The 14,399-nt window shown below is 37.4% G+C and carries 11 protein-coding genes and 3 pseudogenes; 10 read left to right on the top strand and 4 right to left on the bottom strand.

Annotated features, from left to right (window positions below; all coding sequences use genetic code 11):
- The 3 genes from CDG59_RS10500 (at position 1) to CDG59_RS10490 (ending at position 1,754) form a co-directional block, all read left to right on the top strand.
- On the top strand, positions 1-657 hold the full coding sequence (locus CDG59_RS10500) for a HEPN domain-containing protein (RefSeq protein WP_019384644.1): 657 nt from the start codon (positions 1-3) through the stop codon (positions 655-657).
- Positions 658-759: 102 nt separating this feature from the next.
- Positions 760-1,296: a hypothetical protein gene (locus CDG59_RS10495; protein WP_087545259.1), complete on the top strand. Its 537-nt coding sequence runs from the start codon at positions 760-762 to the stop codon at positions 1,294-1,296.
- Between the two features lie 20 nt (positions 1,297-1,316).
- Positions 1,317-1,754 (top strand): hypothetical protein, encoded by a 438-nt coding sequence (locus CDG59_RS10490; protein ID WP_087545257.1) that lies wholly within the window; start codon positions 1,317-1,319, stop codon positions 1,752-1,754.
- 176 nt (positions 1,755-1,930) lie between these two features.
- On the opposite strand, the pseudogene CDG59_RS15765 reads toward CDG59_RS10490, so the two are convergent.
- Positions 1,931-2,029 (bottom strand): annotated as a pseudogene (locus tag CDG59_RS15765) (DUF805 domain-containing protein); the annotation flags it as partial.
- A 313-nt stretch (positions 2,030-2,342) separates the two neighbouring features.
- On the opposite strand from CDG59_RS15765, the gene CDG59_RS10480 reads away from it, so the two are divergent.
- The 6 genes from CDG59_RS10480 to CDG59_RS10455 all read left to right on the top strand — a co-directional run bounded on the left by CDG59_RS10480 (position 2,343) and on the right by CDG59_RS10455 (position 10,587).
- A complete protein-coding gene (locus tag CDG59_RS10480; RefSeq protein ID WP_087545253.1) occupies positions 2,343-3,911 on the top strand; it encodes a type I restriction-modification system subunit M in 1,569 nt (522 codons plus the stop codon).
- On the top strand, positions 3,911-5,170 hold the full coding sequence (locus tag CDG59_RS10475) for a restriction endonuclease subunit S (RefSeq protein WP_087545251.1): 1,260 nt from the start codon (positions 3,911-3,913) through the stop codon (positions 5,168-5,170). Before CDG59_RS10480 ends, CDG59_RS10475 begins: the two co-directional genes overlap by 1 nt.
- A 44-nt stretch (positions 5,171-5,214) precedes the next feature.
- Positions 5,215-6,327, top strand: coding sequence for an OmpH family outer membrane protein (locus tag CDG59_RS10470; protein ID WP_087545249.1), 1,113 nt, complete (start codon positions 5,215-5,217; stop codon positions 6,325-6,327).
- A gap of 6 nt (positions 6,328-6,333) precedes the next feature.
- Positions 6,334-7,146 carry a hypothetical protein gene (locus CDG59_RS10465; protein ID WP_161984874.1) on the top strand — a complete coding sequence of 271 codons (813 nt, stop codon included), beginning with the start codon at positions 6,334-6,336 and terminating at the stop codon, positions 7,144-7,146.
- Positions 7,147-7,164: 18 nt separating this feature from the next.
- Positions 7,165-7,530, top strand: coding sequence for a hypothetical protein (locus CDG59_RS10460; RefSeq protein WP_104498412.1), 366 nt, complete (start codon positions 7,165-7,167; stop codon positions 7,528-7,530).
- A gap of 180 nt (positions 7,531-7,710) precedes the next feature.
- Positions 7,711-10,587: a type I restriction endonuclease subunit R gene (locus tag CDG59_RS10455; protein ID WP_087545245.1), complete on the top strand. Its 2,877-nt coding sequence runs from the start codon at positions 7,711-7,713 to the stop codon at positions 10,585-10,587.
- A 17-nt stretch (positions 10,588-10,604) separates the two neighbouring features.
- Here the strand turns inward: CDG59_RS10455 and CDG59_RS10450 are convergent, their stop codons facing one another.
- Together CDG59_RS10450 and CDG59_RS15095 are read right to left on the bottom strand one after the other, a co-directional pair.
- Entirely contained in the window at positions 10,605-11,729 is a 1,125-nt protein-coding gene (locus CDG59_RS10450; RefSeq protein WP_087545243.1) for a Fic family protein, read from the bottom strand.
- A 93-nt stretch (positions 11,730-11,822) separates the two neighbouring features.
- A pseudogene (locus CDG59_RS15095) lies at positions 11,823-12,022 on the bottom strand (IS4 family transposase); the annotation flags it as partial.
- On the opposite strand from CDG59_RS15095, the gene CDG59_RS10445 reads away from it, so the two are divergent.
- On the top strand, positions 12,015-12,386 hold the full coding sequence (locus CDG59_RS10445; protein ID WP_087545241.1) for a nucleotidyl transferase AbiEii/AbiGii toxin family protein: 372 nt from the start codon (positions 12,015-12,017) through the stop codon (positions 12,384-12,386). The pseudogene CDG59_RS15095 and the gene CDG59_RS10445 sit on opposite strands and share 8 nt — an antisense overlap.
- Before the next feature lie 54 nt (positions 12,387-12,440).
- Here CDG59_RS10445 and CDG59_RS10440 read toward each other — a convergent pair.
- A pseudogene (locus CDG59_RS10440) lies at positions 12,441-13,715 on the bottom strand (tyrosine-type recombinase/integrase).
- Between the last annotated feature and the right edge of the window lie 684 nt (positions 13,716-14,399).

The following is a 14,399-nucleotide window of genomic DNA, read 5'->3' as shown; positions in this document are numbered from 1 at the left end:
ATGCTTTCGGATATCCAGCAAACCTTTAAACAAAACCGTGAAAATTTTAATGAGGATTTTCGTTTACGGATTCATCGCTCACTAAGCTGGTTACAACGAGCTGAACAAGCTCAGCAAGAGCAGGACTTAGACTCACAATTTATTTATCTATGGATTAGTTTTAATGCTGCTTATGCCAAAGATTTGGGAGCTGGTTTAAGAAGTGCTGATAAGGGGGCATTTGTACAATTTATTTATCGTATCTGTCACTTAGATAAAGAACAAAAAATTTATTATACAGTTTGGAATACATTTTCAGGCAGTATCCGTATTTTGCTGAATAACCAATTTACCTTTCAGCCTTTTTGGGATTATCACAATGGTTTAATTACTGAACAAGATTGGATAGCTAGTTTTGAGAAAAATAGAAAAAAAGCACTTGAGGCTTTAAAGCAAAAGGATACACCTGAAATTTTAATTGCAGTGTTTAATCATCTCTATACTTTACGCAATCAGATCATGCATGGCGGTGCAACATTTAACAGTACTATTAATCGTAGTCAGCTAAAAGATGCTTGTAATATTTTATCTACGTTGATTCCTGAAATGCTTAAAGTAATGCTACAAAATCCAGATGATAAAACATGGGGAAAACCATTTTATCCAGTCGTAAAATAATTGATAAAAAGAAAATTTTATAAGGACAGGGACACAACCTGTCCACTCTATACTCAATACTAAAGCCTTACCATAATGATAATTCAACAAGGGGTTTATTCAATGAAATTATCAAAATCTATTTTACTGGCAAGTTTACTTGCTACAACTACATCTGTTTTTGCAGATGACTTTATTTCTGCAAATGGGGTGAAGCTTACAGTCGGTGATTCACTAAAAATGGTTACAAGCAGACTAGGCAAACCTTCAGAGAAAGCAGCAGGGTTGATTATCTGGAAGCTAAAAAATGGCAATAAGATCGCAGCTCGTTTTGATCAATATGGCTTAAGTAATGCAACATTAAGCGGAAATGTATCTACTGATTATTTATATACAGATGGCATTAAGATTTTCCTTAATAAAGAAAGCATCAATAGCATTGAGAAAAAACTCAAGTACGGTTGCTACCATGAGGGCTGGGGTGAGGGTGCAATTGCAGACTATGTTGTGAGAAGTGGTCCAGAGGGTTCAATCAATCTGATTTTTAATACTTGGGGTGGGGACATAACAACCAAGCAATTAAAAAGCCAAAAAGTATCAGCGCTTAGCTTGGGTGATGATGAACCATTTGGTGAACAAAAATATTGCCACGATCAATAAGAAACTTAAAGGGCTCTAAAATGAAAAAATTAATCATCGGACTTGCCGTTGCTGCCTGTAGCCATTCATTATTTGCAGCTTGTCCCAGTCAGAGCAAAACGATCTTCATGTGCACAACGACCAATAACAAAGTGATTCAGGTCTGTGATGCAGGCAATGCGATCAGCTATTCATTTGGTAAGGCAAATGCCACACCAGAGTTGGCGATTACAGTTCCTCGCAATAAAGTCACCACCTATCAATGGCAGGGTATTGGTCGCTATGAAAATTATGCGATTAATATTCCGAATGGAAAAACCATATATCGGGTCAATGACAGTCTGGACAAAATGTCTCAACAATATACGGCTGGCGTTGAAGTTTCCAATAACGACAAATTACTTACCACAGTGGAATGTGCTGCCAATAAAAAAATAACCAGTAAAATTCAGGGCATTAAACTTCGTCCTGAAATGTAATCCTAGTTTTATCTTTCTCTAGGTTCTTATTTCATTTTTTCGGAATAAGAACCTGAATTTTTTAAAAATAAATGGTGATCCAATGAGATTATACTATCTTATCGGGAGTCTGTTGCTTGTCGCTGGGTGTCAGGATGCCTCAAACCATAAGACAAATGTAGACTCATCAGATACCACCATCCAGAACGGTTTGTGTCATGGAGTCTACGAGCATCATCGCCTGAAATTATCCCAGTATTGGTTTGAATTGAAAAATCTAAAATTGTACCTTTCATATTTTGCTCCACGTTAAACAAGTCTGTTTTGTTGTTTTGTGAAGCTATATTGCAATGATTGATGGACAGGTGGTGTCCCTAAGCAATTATTTTATGAATAAGTATTTTTTAATGGTTAATTTTCTATCACATTGCAACTAAATCATGGTGGAAGATTATAAATGGGTTGGATATTGATCAGATATGATGTTCAAAGAGAAAAACCAGAATAAGCACGACAAACTATGTCTTTTATCTTTCAAATATAGCTGAAAAATAATTAAATTTCGGTAAACTATTCACGTTTTATACTTTTCTTTGGACTTCAATAACAATGACCCACGTACAACTGCAACAATTACAAAAACAACTTTGGAATATTGCCAATACTTTGCGTGGCACCATGGGCGCTGATGAATTCCGTGATTACATTCTGGGTTTTATTTTCTTTAAATATTTATCGGAAAAGTCGGTGAACTTTGCCAATGAATTGCTCGATGGTGAAGACATCAGCTTTTTAGAATTAGTTGAAAATAATGCTGAGCATGTGCCCTACATCGAAGAAATTAAAAAGAATGCCATTGCCGAAGTGGGATATGCGCTCACACCAAAACAGCTATTCCATACCTTAGCCGAGCGTGGTCGTCAGGGCGAATTCATTCTAGATGATTTAACTGCGACCTTAAAATCAATTGAACAAAGCACTTTAGGCACCGACTCTGCCGATGACTTTGCCAACCTGTTTGAAGATTTGGATCTAAACTCGACCAAGCTTGGCAATAATGCCAGTGACCGTAATGCGGTGGTGGCGAAAGTCCTGAGTCATTTAGATGATATTGATTTTGATATTTCCAATACCGAAGCCGATGTACTGGGCGATGCTTACGAATACCTGATTGGTGAATTTGCCTCAGGCGCGGGCAAGAAAGCAGGGGAATTCTATACCCCACAAACGGTATCGACTTTATTGGCAAAGATTGTCACCCAAGGCAAAGACCGTTTACGTTCAGTCTATGACCCGACTTGTGGTTCAGGTTCGTTGTTGCTGCGGGTAAAACGTGAAGTGAAAGATGTCGATATGATTTACGGTCAGGAGATGAACCGTACCACCTACAACTTGGCGCGAATGAACATGATTCTGCATGACGTGCATTTTGCCAAGTTCGACATCAAGCAGGAAAATACTTTAACCCGTCCGCAGCATTTAGATAAAAAGTTTGATGCGGTGGTGGCGAATCCGCCATTTTCTGCAAAATGGTCTGCCGATCCGTTATTTTTACAAGATGAACGCTTTGCCGCTTATGGCAAACTGGCGCCAAGCTCCAAAGCCGATATGGCTTTTGTACAGCACATGCTGTATCAACTGGATGACAACGGTACTATGGCGGTGGTATTACCGCATGGCGTGTTATTCCGTGGTTCCAGTGAGGGCGTGATTCGGCAGTATTTGATTGAACAGATGAACGTGGTGGATGCCATTATTGGTCTACCCGCCAATATTTTCTATGGCACGTCTATTCCGACCTGTATTTTGGTGTTGAAGAAAAACCGTGAGCAGAGCGGCAATATTCTGTTTATTGATGCCAGCAATGATTTTGAAAAGCAGAAGAACCAAAACAAGTTATTGCCTGAGCATTTGGATAAGATTGTTGCGGCATTTGAAAAGCGTGAAAATATTGAAAAATATGCGCATGTCGCGACTTTGCAGGAAGTCAAAGATAACGATTACAACCTGAATATTCCACGTTATGTAGATACCTTTGAAGCGGAAACCGAGATTGATTTAGATGCGATTGCAATACAGCTTCAAGCATTGGAAGTTGAGAGCCAAAAGACCGATGCCATCATTGCAGATTTTTGCAAAGAGCTAGGCATTGCTTCGCCGTTTGTGGAGGTTAAGTAATGGCTGCGCCAAAGTTAAGATTTAAAGAGTTTGATGGTGATTGGACGAGTAAGCAATTAGGAAAAATTATTGGAATTTCCTCAGCATCTCGTGTTTTTAAAGAACAATGGCAGGATTCTGGCGTTCCATTCTTTCGTACTAGTGATGTAGTTTCTATTTTCAAGAATAAAGAAAATGAAAAAGCATACATTTCTTTAGAGTTATTTGAAGAACTAGCTAAAAAATCAGGAAAAATTAAGCAAGGTGATTTATTGGTTACTGGCGGAGGGACTATTGGTATTCCTTACCTAGTTCCAAATGATCAGCCTCTTTATTTTAAAGATGCCGATTTACTTTGGATGAAATCGTCAGGAATTGTTGAAGGATCTTTCCTTTATAATTTTTTTATTAGTCCTAAATTTAGAGAGTATTTAAAAAGTATTTCTCATACTGGAACAATTTCTCATTTTACGATTGAGCAAGCTAAAGCTACACCTTTTGGTTTCCCATCCAAAGCAGAACAAACCAAAATCGCCTCGTTCCTTTCCGCAGTCGATGAAAAAATCAGCCAACTCACGCAAAAACACGAACTGCTTAGCCAATATAAACAAGGCATGATGCAAAAGCTGTTTAGTCAGGAAATTCGTTTTAAAGCGGATGATGGCAGGGAATTTGGGGAGTGGGAGGAAAAGACATTAATAGATTCTGTAGATACTAATATTAAGTGGAGTTTCACAGGTGGTCCATTTGGGTCAAATTTAAAGTCTGAGGATTACACTGAATTAGGTATTAGAATTATTCAACTTCAGAACATAGGTGATGGTGCATTTTTAAATGACTATAAAATCTATACGTCACCTGAAAAAGCTAATGAATTATTAAGCTGTAACATTTATCCAGATGAAATTTTAATTTCCAAAATGGGTGATCCTGTTGCTCGTTGCTGTATTGTTCCTAAACATCATGATCGTTATGTAATGTGTTCAGATGGAATCCGCTTAGTTGTTGATAAACAAAACTATTCATCTATTTTTATGTTTTATCAAATTAATTATCAAGATTTTAGACAAAGTGCATCTGATGTAAGTACAGGATCAACAAGAAAAAGAATTGGTTTGAGCGATTTAAAACAGCTTCCAATCAAAGTTCCATGCTTAGAAGAACAAACCAAAATTGCCAATTTCTTATCTGCCATCGACCAAAAAATTGAAGTGGTGGCACAGCAAATTGAACAGGCTAAACAATGGAAAAAAGGCTTGTTACAGCAGATGTTTGTGTGAATTTTAAGGTTTAGAGTTTTTAAATTTTTTTGTATGGGTGTGGAATGTTGGACTGGCAAAAGTGGAAATATGAAAATAGAGACAAGATTAAGCATATTGTTGGGTATGAAGAAAAATTTGTAGATGAAATCTTAAGTCAAATTCCAGAAATCTCCCCCGATGATGTTATCGCTCAGTATCCGTTTAAAGATAATAAATCTGGTAATCGGTATATTGATTTCATGATCGTTAATAAAAGCAAAGGCTATCAATTGCCAATTGAGTTGGACGGTTACGCAAAAATCAATAATAAGGGTTATGAAAAGTTTAATGACTTTCTCGAGCGTCAGAATGATTTAATTCAACAATTTGGAATTGTCTTACGCTATACCAATAAAAAAGCATTTCAACAACAGCAACAAGTGATCCTTGAGATTCGTAAAGCATTACAAGCTCAAGTGAGCCATCAAATTACTGAAAAATCTAAACAAAAACAGATTCAAGTTCTGATCGCTGAATATGAAGCTAAAATAGCCGATTATGAAAAACAGCAAACTACAAATAATTCACTAAATCATTCAGATGTTTCAAATGAGCTAAGCAATGTCAGAAAAGGTATAGATGCATTTAAACAAAATCATTTACAAGAACTTCAAAATGTACAAAAAGAACTTTCAGAGATGAAAGGAAGACAAACACAAGAGCTTGGCTCAGTTAAAAATGAAATCAAAAAACAGATTTATATCGGAGTAGGTCTTGTTGCCTCTATTGCGCTAGGTGCAGTGGTATATATAAAATCAACCTCACAATCTGTTGAAAATATACCCATAACACAGCAAGTTTCATCTAGTTATCTTTCATCAGATGTTCAGGCAGATCAAAATTCAACTTCAAGTGCTAATCATATTCAATCTATTCAAGCTAGTATGTATATTGGTCAAAATCGAATAGTATGCGGTAAGGTAGCCCAATTAAAAGAGTTCTCAAAAGGGGTGTATTTGAACTTTGATCAACCTTATCCAAAAGCAACATTTACAGTAGTCATTTGGAATAGTAACTCTGATATCAGCAAACAACTGCGAAATGTAGAAAATAATACCTTATGTATTCAAGGTAAAATTGAGGAATACAGAGGGAAGCCACAAATGGTTCTAAATTCATTACAGCAAATTGTCTAGGAGGTAATGATGTTAGAGACTATAGGGATTATCTTTGCAGTTCTTTTCTTTTTAGCTGTTTTTTCTCGAATGGCAGACGACCAAGAAATTGAGCAGAAAAAAAGGGAAGATGAGTTAGAGTATCAAAAGAAGCAACAAGAACATGAGCTTGAGATTAAAAAACTAGCAGGGCTAAATCCTTTATATCAAGAACAGACTCGCAAGAATAAACAATATAAGGCTGTAATTGTTAGCTTGATTGCTCTGATAATTTTTATTGGTGGCTATATTTTATTTTCAAACAATGAATCTCCAGTTGCTAGAGAAGATCAGATACTTCTTAACGCAGAAGAAATAGCAGATGCCACACGACAATTGCCAGTGGACATTCAACAAAATCAAGACTTGCCAGAAAGATTTATGCCATCGAATGTGCATGAGCAACAAATAGAAACTGATACAGCATCAACTACTAAACCAATTGATCAACCTAAAATTGAAGAGCCAAGACAGGCTGTTTTAAATCCATTTGAAGGCAATATAGACGATACAAATTTATCGACATCTGGTCAGATTTCAGTATATGAAGCAGATGCACATATTGGAGAAAGTACGACTGTGTGTGGTGAAGTGAGTCAAATTTCACAAACATCAAAAGCAACGTATATAAATTTTGGAGGTATATATCCAAAACATAAATTCAGTGCAGTGATGTGGTCAAACAACATCATGCCGACATCAGAGGGTAGCAATATTTGTATCACTGGCTTAATCGAAAGCTATAAAGGTGTTCCTCAAATTGTGATTCGCTCTGTTGAAAATCAGATTTCAAGCTATTAAATACTTAAGGTGTTCCCTATGCTAAAAAAAATATTGATTACTTCTTTGTTGTCTATGGCGAGCTTAAATGCTTTTTCGCAGGAAATTAAAATTGAGGCAATTAAAGCTCCATTCCATGTTGGTAAGACCGTGATGGCATGTGGGCAGTTAGCTGAGATTAAGCATTTAGAAAATCGGCATTATTTAAATCTTGATCGAATGTATCCGAATCAAACGTTGACGCTTTTAGTTTGGGACAATAACTACAAATGGTTTGAAGAGCGCTTCGGTCGTATTGATGGCATGGTAGGTAAGCGTTTCTGTGCTCGAGGAACAATTGAAGAATATAAAAACAATTTGCAAATGAAGGTGAATAATCCTCAGTTTTTAAGATTAATGCACTGATTCTTTAAAAGTTTTCTATGTGGTATTCCTCTTATCAAGTCTTTAAATGAGATTAATGAAAAATATGCGTTGCACAGATTTTGTTTAAATAGAGTCTAAAATTTGATAAATAGCTAAAACTATGCTTAGTTATTGTATTGGTTAAGTTGTTGTTAAATATTGATTTAAAGTGATGGTGAAATGACAGTACAAAGCGAATATCAACTTGAAAATGAACTGATTGCACAACTGCAAGGACTGGGCTATGCAACCGTTACCATCAAGGATGAACGCCAACTACTGTCTAATCTCAAAACACAAATTGAACGTGCCAACGGACTTGCACCATTATCAGAAACTGAGTGGAAGCAGGTCATTAGCTTTCTCAATACAGGCACAGTATTTGAACGAGCTAAAAACCTACGTGACCAGTTTCCTGTCAAATTTGATGATGGTTCAAGCAAGCACATTTTCTTTTTATCAGATAACCCAAGCAAAAACGTATACCAAGTCACCAATCAAATCACGATAGATCATCGTGATTTTAATGGTCGAACCAGCCGTTTTGATGTCACGCTCTTGGTCAATGGTTTGCCTTTAGTTCAAATTGAGTTGAAAAAACGAGGCATGGAAATTGCCGAAGCCTTTCATCAAACCCAACGCTATATTCGTGAAGCGTATTGGGCAGGGCAAGGGCTATTTAGTTTTATTCAGCTTTTTGTCATCAGTAATGGCGCAAATACTCGCTATTACTCAAACGGTACGACTGGGATAGAGTTTGCCTTTCCGTGGGCAGATGTTGCCAATAAACATATCAATGAAATTGTCGATTTTGCGGATGCATTTTTAAATCATCAGCATCTTACAGACATGCTGACCCAATACATGGTAATGTTGGAAACCAGTAAAAGTTTGATGGTGCTACGCCCTTATCAAATTTACGCCGTGCAAAAGATTATTGCCCATGTGCAAAATTCAGAACAAAACGGCTATATCTGGCATACCACAGGTTCAGGTAAAACACTGACATCATTTAAAGCCAGTCAGCTGATCATGAAGATGCCTGATGTAGAAAAGGTCTTGTTTGTGGTGGATCGTAATGACCTTGATACACAAACTTCACGAGAATTTAATGCTTTTAAAGCCGAGAGTGTGGATAGCACAGACAGCACGCACACTTTGGTTAAACAACTCGATCAACGCCATGACAAGCTGATCGTGACCACCATTCAAAAGCTGAATCGTGCGATTAGTACAGACCGATATTTAGAACAGATCAATTATCTAAAAGACAAAAAAGTCGTATTCATTTTTGATGAATGTCATCGTAGCCAATTTGGTGATACCCATCAAAACATAAAAAAGTTCTTTAGTAATGCACAGATGTTTGGATTCACGGGAACACCGATCTTTGAGGAAAATAGTCAATCCAAAGCAGGTTTGAAACTCACCACAGATTATTTATTCAATCAGTGTTTGCATCAATATGTCATTGTAGATGCGATTCGAGACCGCAATGTATTGCAGTTCCAAATAGATTATCGTGGTAAGTATACTGCTAAAGGTATGCAGAATAACCTTGACTATGATGAAGATGTTGAAGGGATAGATACCAAAGAGCTTTATGATAATCCACAGCGATTAGAAATGATTGCCCGTTATATCGTTGATACGCATGATACCAAAACCAAAAACCGTGAATTTACGGCGATGTTCTGTGTCAGCTCAGTGGATACCTTAACGCAGTATTATGAACTGTTTGAAAAAGTCCAAGCTGAAAAGCAACAACAAGATGAGGCGCAAGGTCGATTATTTAAACCTCTCACCATTGCGACTATTTTCTCATACGGTGCGAATGAAGCTGTTGAGAGCAACGACCAAAATGGATTGATTCAAGAAGAGTCAACAGATACTCCGAACCAAATAAATCAGTCTAGTCGTGATAAATTGGATCGCTACATTGCCAATTATAATGCTCAATTTGGTACGAATTATAATTCAGGTGACGGCTTCTATGCCTACTACCGAGATATTGCAGATCGAGTCAAGAAAAAGCAGATTGATATTCTGTTGGTCGTAAATATGTTCCTGACGGGCTTTGACTCAAAGCCTTTGAATACCTTGTATGTCGATAAGAACCTTAAATATCATGGTCTAATTCAGGCTTTTTCACGGACTAACCGTGTTTACAATGATAAAAAACCATTTGGGAATATTATTTGCTTCCGTAACCTAAAACGGGCTACAGATGAAGCACTGGCATTATTTTCAAATAAAGAAGCCAAAAAAACGGTTCTTGTGCCAAGCTTTGAGGAAATCAAACAAGACTATGAGCAAGCCGTTGAAAAGCTGTTTGCCATTACTGCTGATTATCAAGCCGTGGATGACTTGCTGACTGAGGATGAGCAACTAGAGTTCATCAAGGCATTCCGTGAGGTCATGCGCTACAACGCCCAGCTACAAACCTTCATTGAATATGATCAAGACGACACTAAGCTTGATAAACAGCACTTTGCGAATTTTGCATCTAAATATGCTGATCTCTGTCGAGCGATTCGGAAAACCACCAAAAAAGAAAAAGTCTCTGTGCTGGATGATGTCGATTTCCAATTGGATTTGCTGCACAGTGACCGTATCAATGTGGGGTATATCCTGACACTGTTACAGATGGCAGTGAATGCTGAAACAGATGAGCAGCGTAAGAAATACGAAGCTCAAGTACATGATCTGATCGGCAGTGATATTAGTTTGCATGATAAGCAAGACTTGATACAAAAATTTATTGAAGAAAACATGCCGAAAATGATCAATGGGCAAAGCGTACAAGTGGCTTTTGCTCAGTTTTGGGATGCAGAAAAAGAGCAAGCCTATCAGCATTTTTGTGAGCAAGAAAAGCTTAAACCTGAAGCAATGAAACAGGTTTTAGATAATTATGAGTTTAATAAGCGCTTGCCGCGAAAGGAAGAGATGAAAGAGTTGCCAAACTACAAGATCAAGCTTTTTGAGCGGGACAGTGTATTATCCAATTTATTAGTGAAAACACGACAGTTGATTGAGAAGTTTTATGTGGGGTTGTAGTAAGGGTTTAGAATGACTTAAACCTTTAAATTTTGGATTTGATACCTTGTATTTCTCCCACCACCTTCAAGTTTTATGATACAGCCTTTCTCCAATAAATCAGTCAGGTGACGAGTTGCCGTTGCTCGGCTAACTTTAGCCACTTTCTGATATTGTGAAGCACTGATGCCATGCTCAAAGCCATTTTCCCCACCATCAAGCAGTCGATTTAAAACTTTACGCTGCCCCTCATGTAAATCCACTTCCGAAAAAACCTGCCAAAACGTACTTTTTCGAAGCGTCCTTTCAATACGCTTTAATGTCTGCTCAAGGCTTTGATTGAGTGCCTGTAGAAACCAAAGTAACCAATCCGTAATATCAGAATCACTTTTTTGAGTGGCTTCAAGAATTTCATAATAACTCTTACGCTTATTTAGGATGACAGGTGACATTGCATATAGACGAATACTTTGTTGATCCATCTGAGCTAAAGCCAAGTCAGTCAATGTACGGGTAATACGTCCATTACCATCATCAAAAGGATGGAGTGTCACAAACCATAGGTGAGTAATTCCAGCCCGAATCAGTGGGTCAAGCAGGGTATTGTTTCTACTCGTATTAAACCACTGGATAAATTCATCCAAACGTTGTTCTAAAGCATCTCGTGGTGGAGCTTCAAAATGTACAGTAGGGTAATCCATACGCCCTGATACAACCTGCATGGGTTCGTGTCCACGTAACTGCCCAATACGAATACGCTGCATCGTCCAGTCAGTTTCATTAAATAGCCATTGATGCCACTGAAATAATCTTTCAACAGATAAGTCTTGTTCAAAATTATTTAAAGCGTCCAGCATGATATTGGCTAGACCATCTGAACGTTCAGAACTGGGGTATGGTTGGTCTAGTGACACACCTAAATGCCTTGCTAAGGATGAACGCAGCGAATAAACATTCAGAGTTTCATTTTCAATCGCTGAGGATGAGACCAGATTGGCAATTAGGTTGTCTAGGGTAAGCTGTTCTTTTTCAGGATTATGCTGGCTTTTTCCAAGTAGGATTCCAATTTTTTGATGAATGTGTCTGCTGAGAGGAAGGATATTTTCATCTTTCCATGTAAAGGTTGTCCAGTTAGGCTGTTTCCAAATCCAGTCATCATACATATTTGGTCATCCTCTGAAAGCGTGAAGAATGGGAGTGAGTAGATTGTAGTGTATATTCGACTCATTAAATGAGTCAAATAAAATTGTGATTCAGCGATAGACGATGGCTAACATCAAGATATCGATATCTCGTTTTCCCCATTTCCAATTAGTTCTATCCAAAGTTAATTGGACATTATCGAATAAAATATATTGAAAATTAACTGAGAAATTTGACGATAATCGAAATACTGATCTGCAAAGAAGCGTTGTATACGTCGATAAAATGATTGTGGTAAGCACTTAATGGGTAAGTCTACTCTCATTCATGCAGAATGCCAACGAGGATTGAGAGCTGGTGCTGATCGACTATCCCGACACTGGTATGACTTGGTAAAATTGGCTGGTCATGAGAGTGGACAAAAGGCTGTACTCAATCACGACCTCTTTAAAGATGTGGTTAAGCATAAGTCAATATTCTTTAATGCAAGTTATGCCAATTATGATCAAGGCCTACAGGGTAAGCTTGTGCTTATTCCAAATGCAGATAGTTTAGGTGCCTTGAAAAAGGACTATCAGCAAATGGTTATATCTGGAATGCTGTATGGAACAATTCTTGACTTTGACAGCATGATTGATTTAATTCGTGACATTGAAAAGAATATCAATGTGAAATAATTAAATAACGTGATCTTGATGGTTTGAATCTTTTAGGATTCAAACCATCATGTACTAATTCTTCTGAAAACAAAACTTAGCCCAATCAGCCATTAAGCCTTTCCTTTTCTCAAGGTAAGCCCCACGTAAATAAGCTGCTTCTACTTCATCAGGAAGTTTGTGGGCTAGAACATGCTCACAGACTTCTCTAGGGTAATCTGTCTTATCGGCTGACCAATCACGGAACGTAGAGCGAAAACCGTGTGTGGTAATGATACGATTTTGTTTGGGATCAATATAGCCTAATTGATTTTCTTTAAACTTTTGTTCGTGCATCCGTTTAATTAATGTTGTTAAGGACATATCAGAAAGCATTTCACCAGTACGTGGGGCAGGGAAAATGAAATCTTGTGCTTGAGTATGATCTTGGATTGATTCAAGCAAAGTAATGGCTTCTTGAGATAGGGGAACACGATGTTCCTTTTCTGCTTTCATCCGTTCCTTAGGAATTATCCAGACCTTATTCTTAAAATCAATTTCTTGCCATTTAGCCCCAAAAATCTCACTAGAACGACAGGCGGTTAAAATTGCAAATTCCAGAGCTTTAGGCGAAATCCCTTTTTTCTGCCTCAAATGCTGGATAAACCCAGCAACCTGTTCATAAGGTAAAGATGGGTGAGGGCGTGATTCCTGTTTTAAGTTACCCAGTATAGGTTCAAGATTACCCTTCCATTCAGCAGGGTTGTCGCCTACAAAATATCCCATAGCCTTAGCATAATCAAAAATAGTTTCTAGCCGACCACGAATACGCTTGGCAGTTTCATTTTTTTCAATCCAGATTGGTTCAAGAACTGTAGCAATATCTACTTTGGTAATTGTTCCAACAATTAAGTCCCCTAGAGTGGGATAGATATAAGTTTCAAGGGTTGATGACCATTGTCCAATATGCTTCTAATTTTTAAGTTCAAGTGTTTTCTTGGCAATAACGACTTCTGCACATTCACGAAAGGTTTTAGTACGGTGTGTCTGTATTTTTAAAGCATTAAGACGCTCCTGTTTTTCTTGCAGTGGATCGATTCCATCTCGAATTTTTTTCTTTAATTCACGAGCTTTTTCTCGTGCTTCTGATAATGAAACTTCTGGAAAAGACCCAAGCCCAATATCTCTACGATGAATTTTAACTTTGCCGTGATCATCAACTTTTTTACCAACAGCAACTCGGAGTACCCACGCACGAGAGCCATTAGCAATACGCAAATGTAAGCCATCAACACCACCGACAGCATGTCTACCATTTTCCTTAATCTTTGCTACACTAAGAGCGGATAGCTCTTTTGCTTTCTTTGGCATAGGTGGTTTGTCCCACATTAAAACCCACATAAAGTTATGGATTTGACTCTACTATATCAAATAGTATCAGACAAGTATTTTTATAAATTATTGATAATAATAAAATTAAAATATTGGGTTGGACGGTATAGGATGCTTGTTAGACGGACACCGCTTCCGCCAAATATTAAAAAAAGCCCTTGTTTTTACAAGGGCTTTTTTTTAGCTCTGGTTTTACCCCTAAACCTACCCCACATCCAATATTGGATTGAATTACATGGGATAAAACTTGTAAGGAGCAATTGAGAATTAGCTAATCGTCAGTTTGAAATGCTAACAATATACAAGCCTATACTTCGAACAACTTAACTGACTCTTTCAAAGTAGAATAGATGTGAATGACGGTTTGATCTGCCTAAATTCAGTACTAATTATTCAAAAGATAGGGCACACATTTAAAAAAAACTGTCAGTTGTCTGAGGTTATAATGATTGTTTTCTATAGAAGACAATTCTAAACAATTAAGATGTTATTCATTTACCGTTGAATAATTTGAACTGAATCTTTTTAGTGTCTACTAGGGTTTGTTGAGAATTAACAAAGGCAACTGATTAATTTATAATAGTACTATGGATAGATACATACTTACTGATGCCCAATGGGCAAAAATGGAACCTTTTTGCCTAGGTAAAGTGACCGATCGAG

This window comes from Acinetobacter sp. WCHA29 (genome assembly GCF_002165335.1).
In the GTDB taxonomy this organism is placed as follows: Bacteria; Pseudomonadota; Gammaproteobacteria; order Pseudomonadales; family Moraxellaceae; genus Acinetobacter.
The sequence above is the reverse complement of the archived record's forward strand: the minus strand, read 5'-3'. Positions and strand labels throughout refer to the sequence as shown.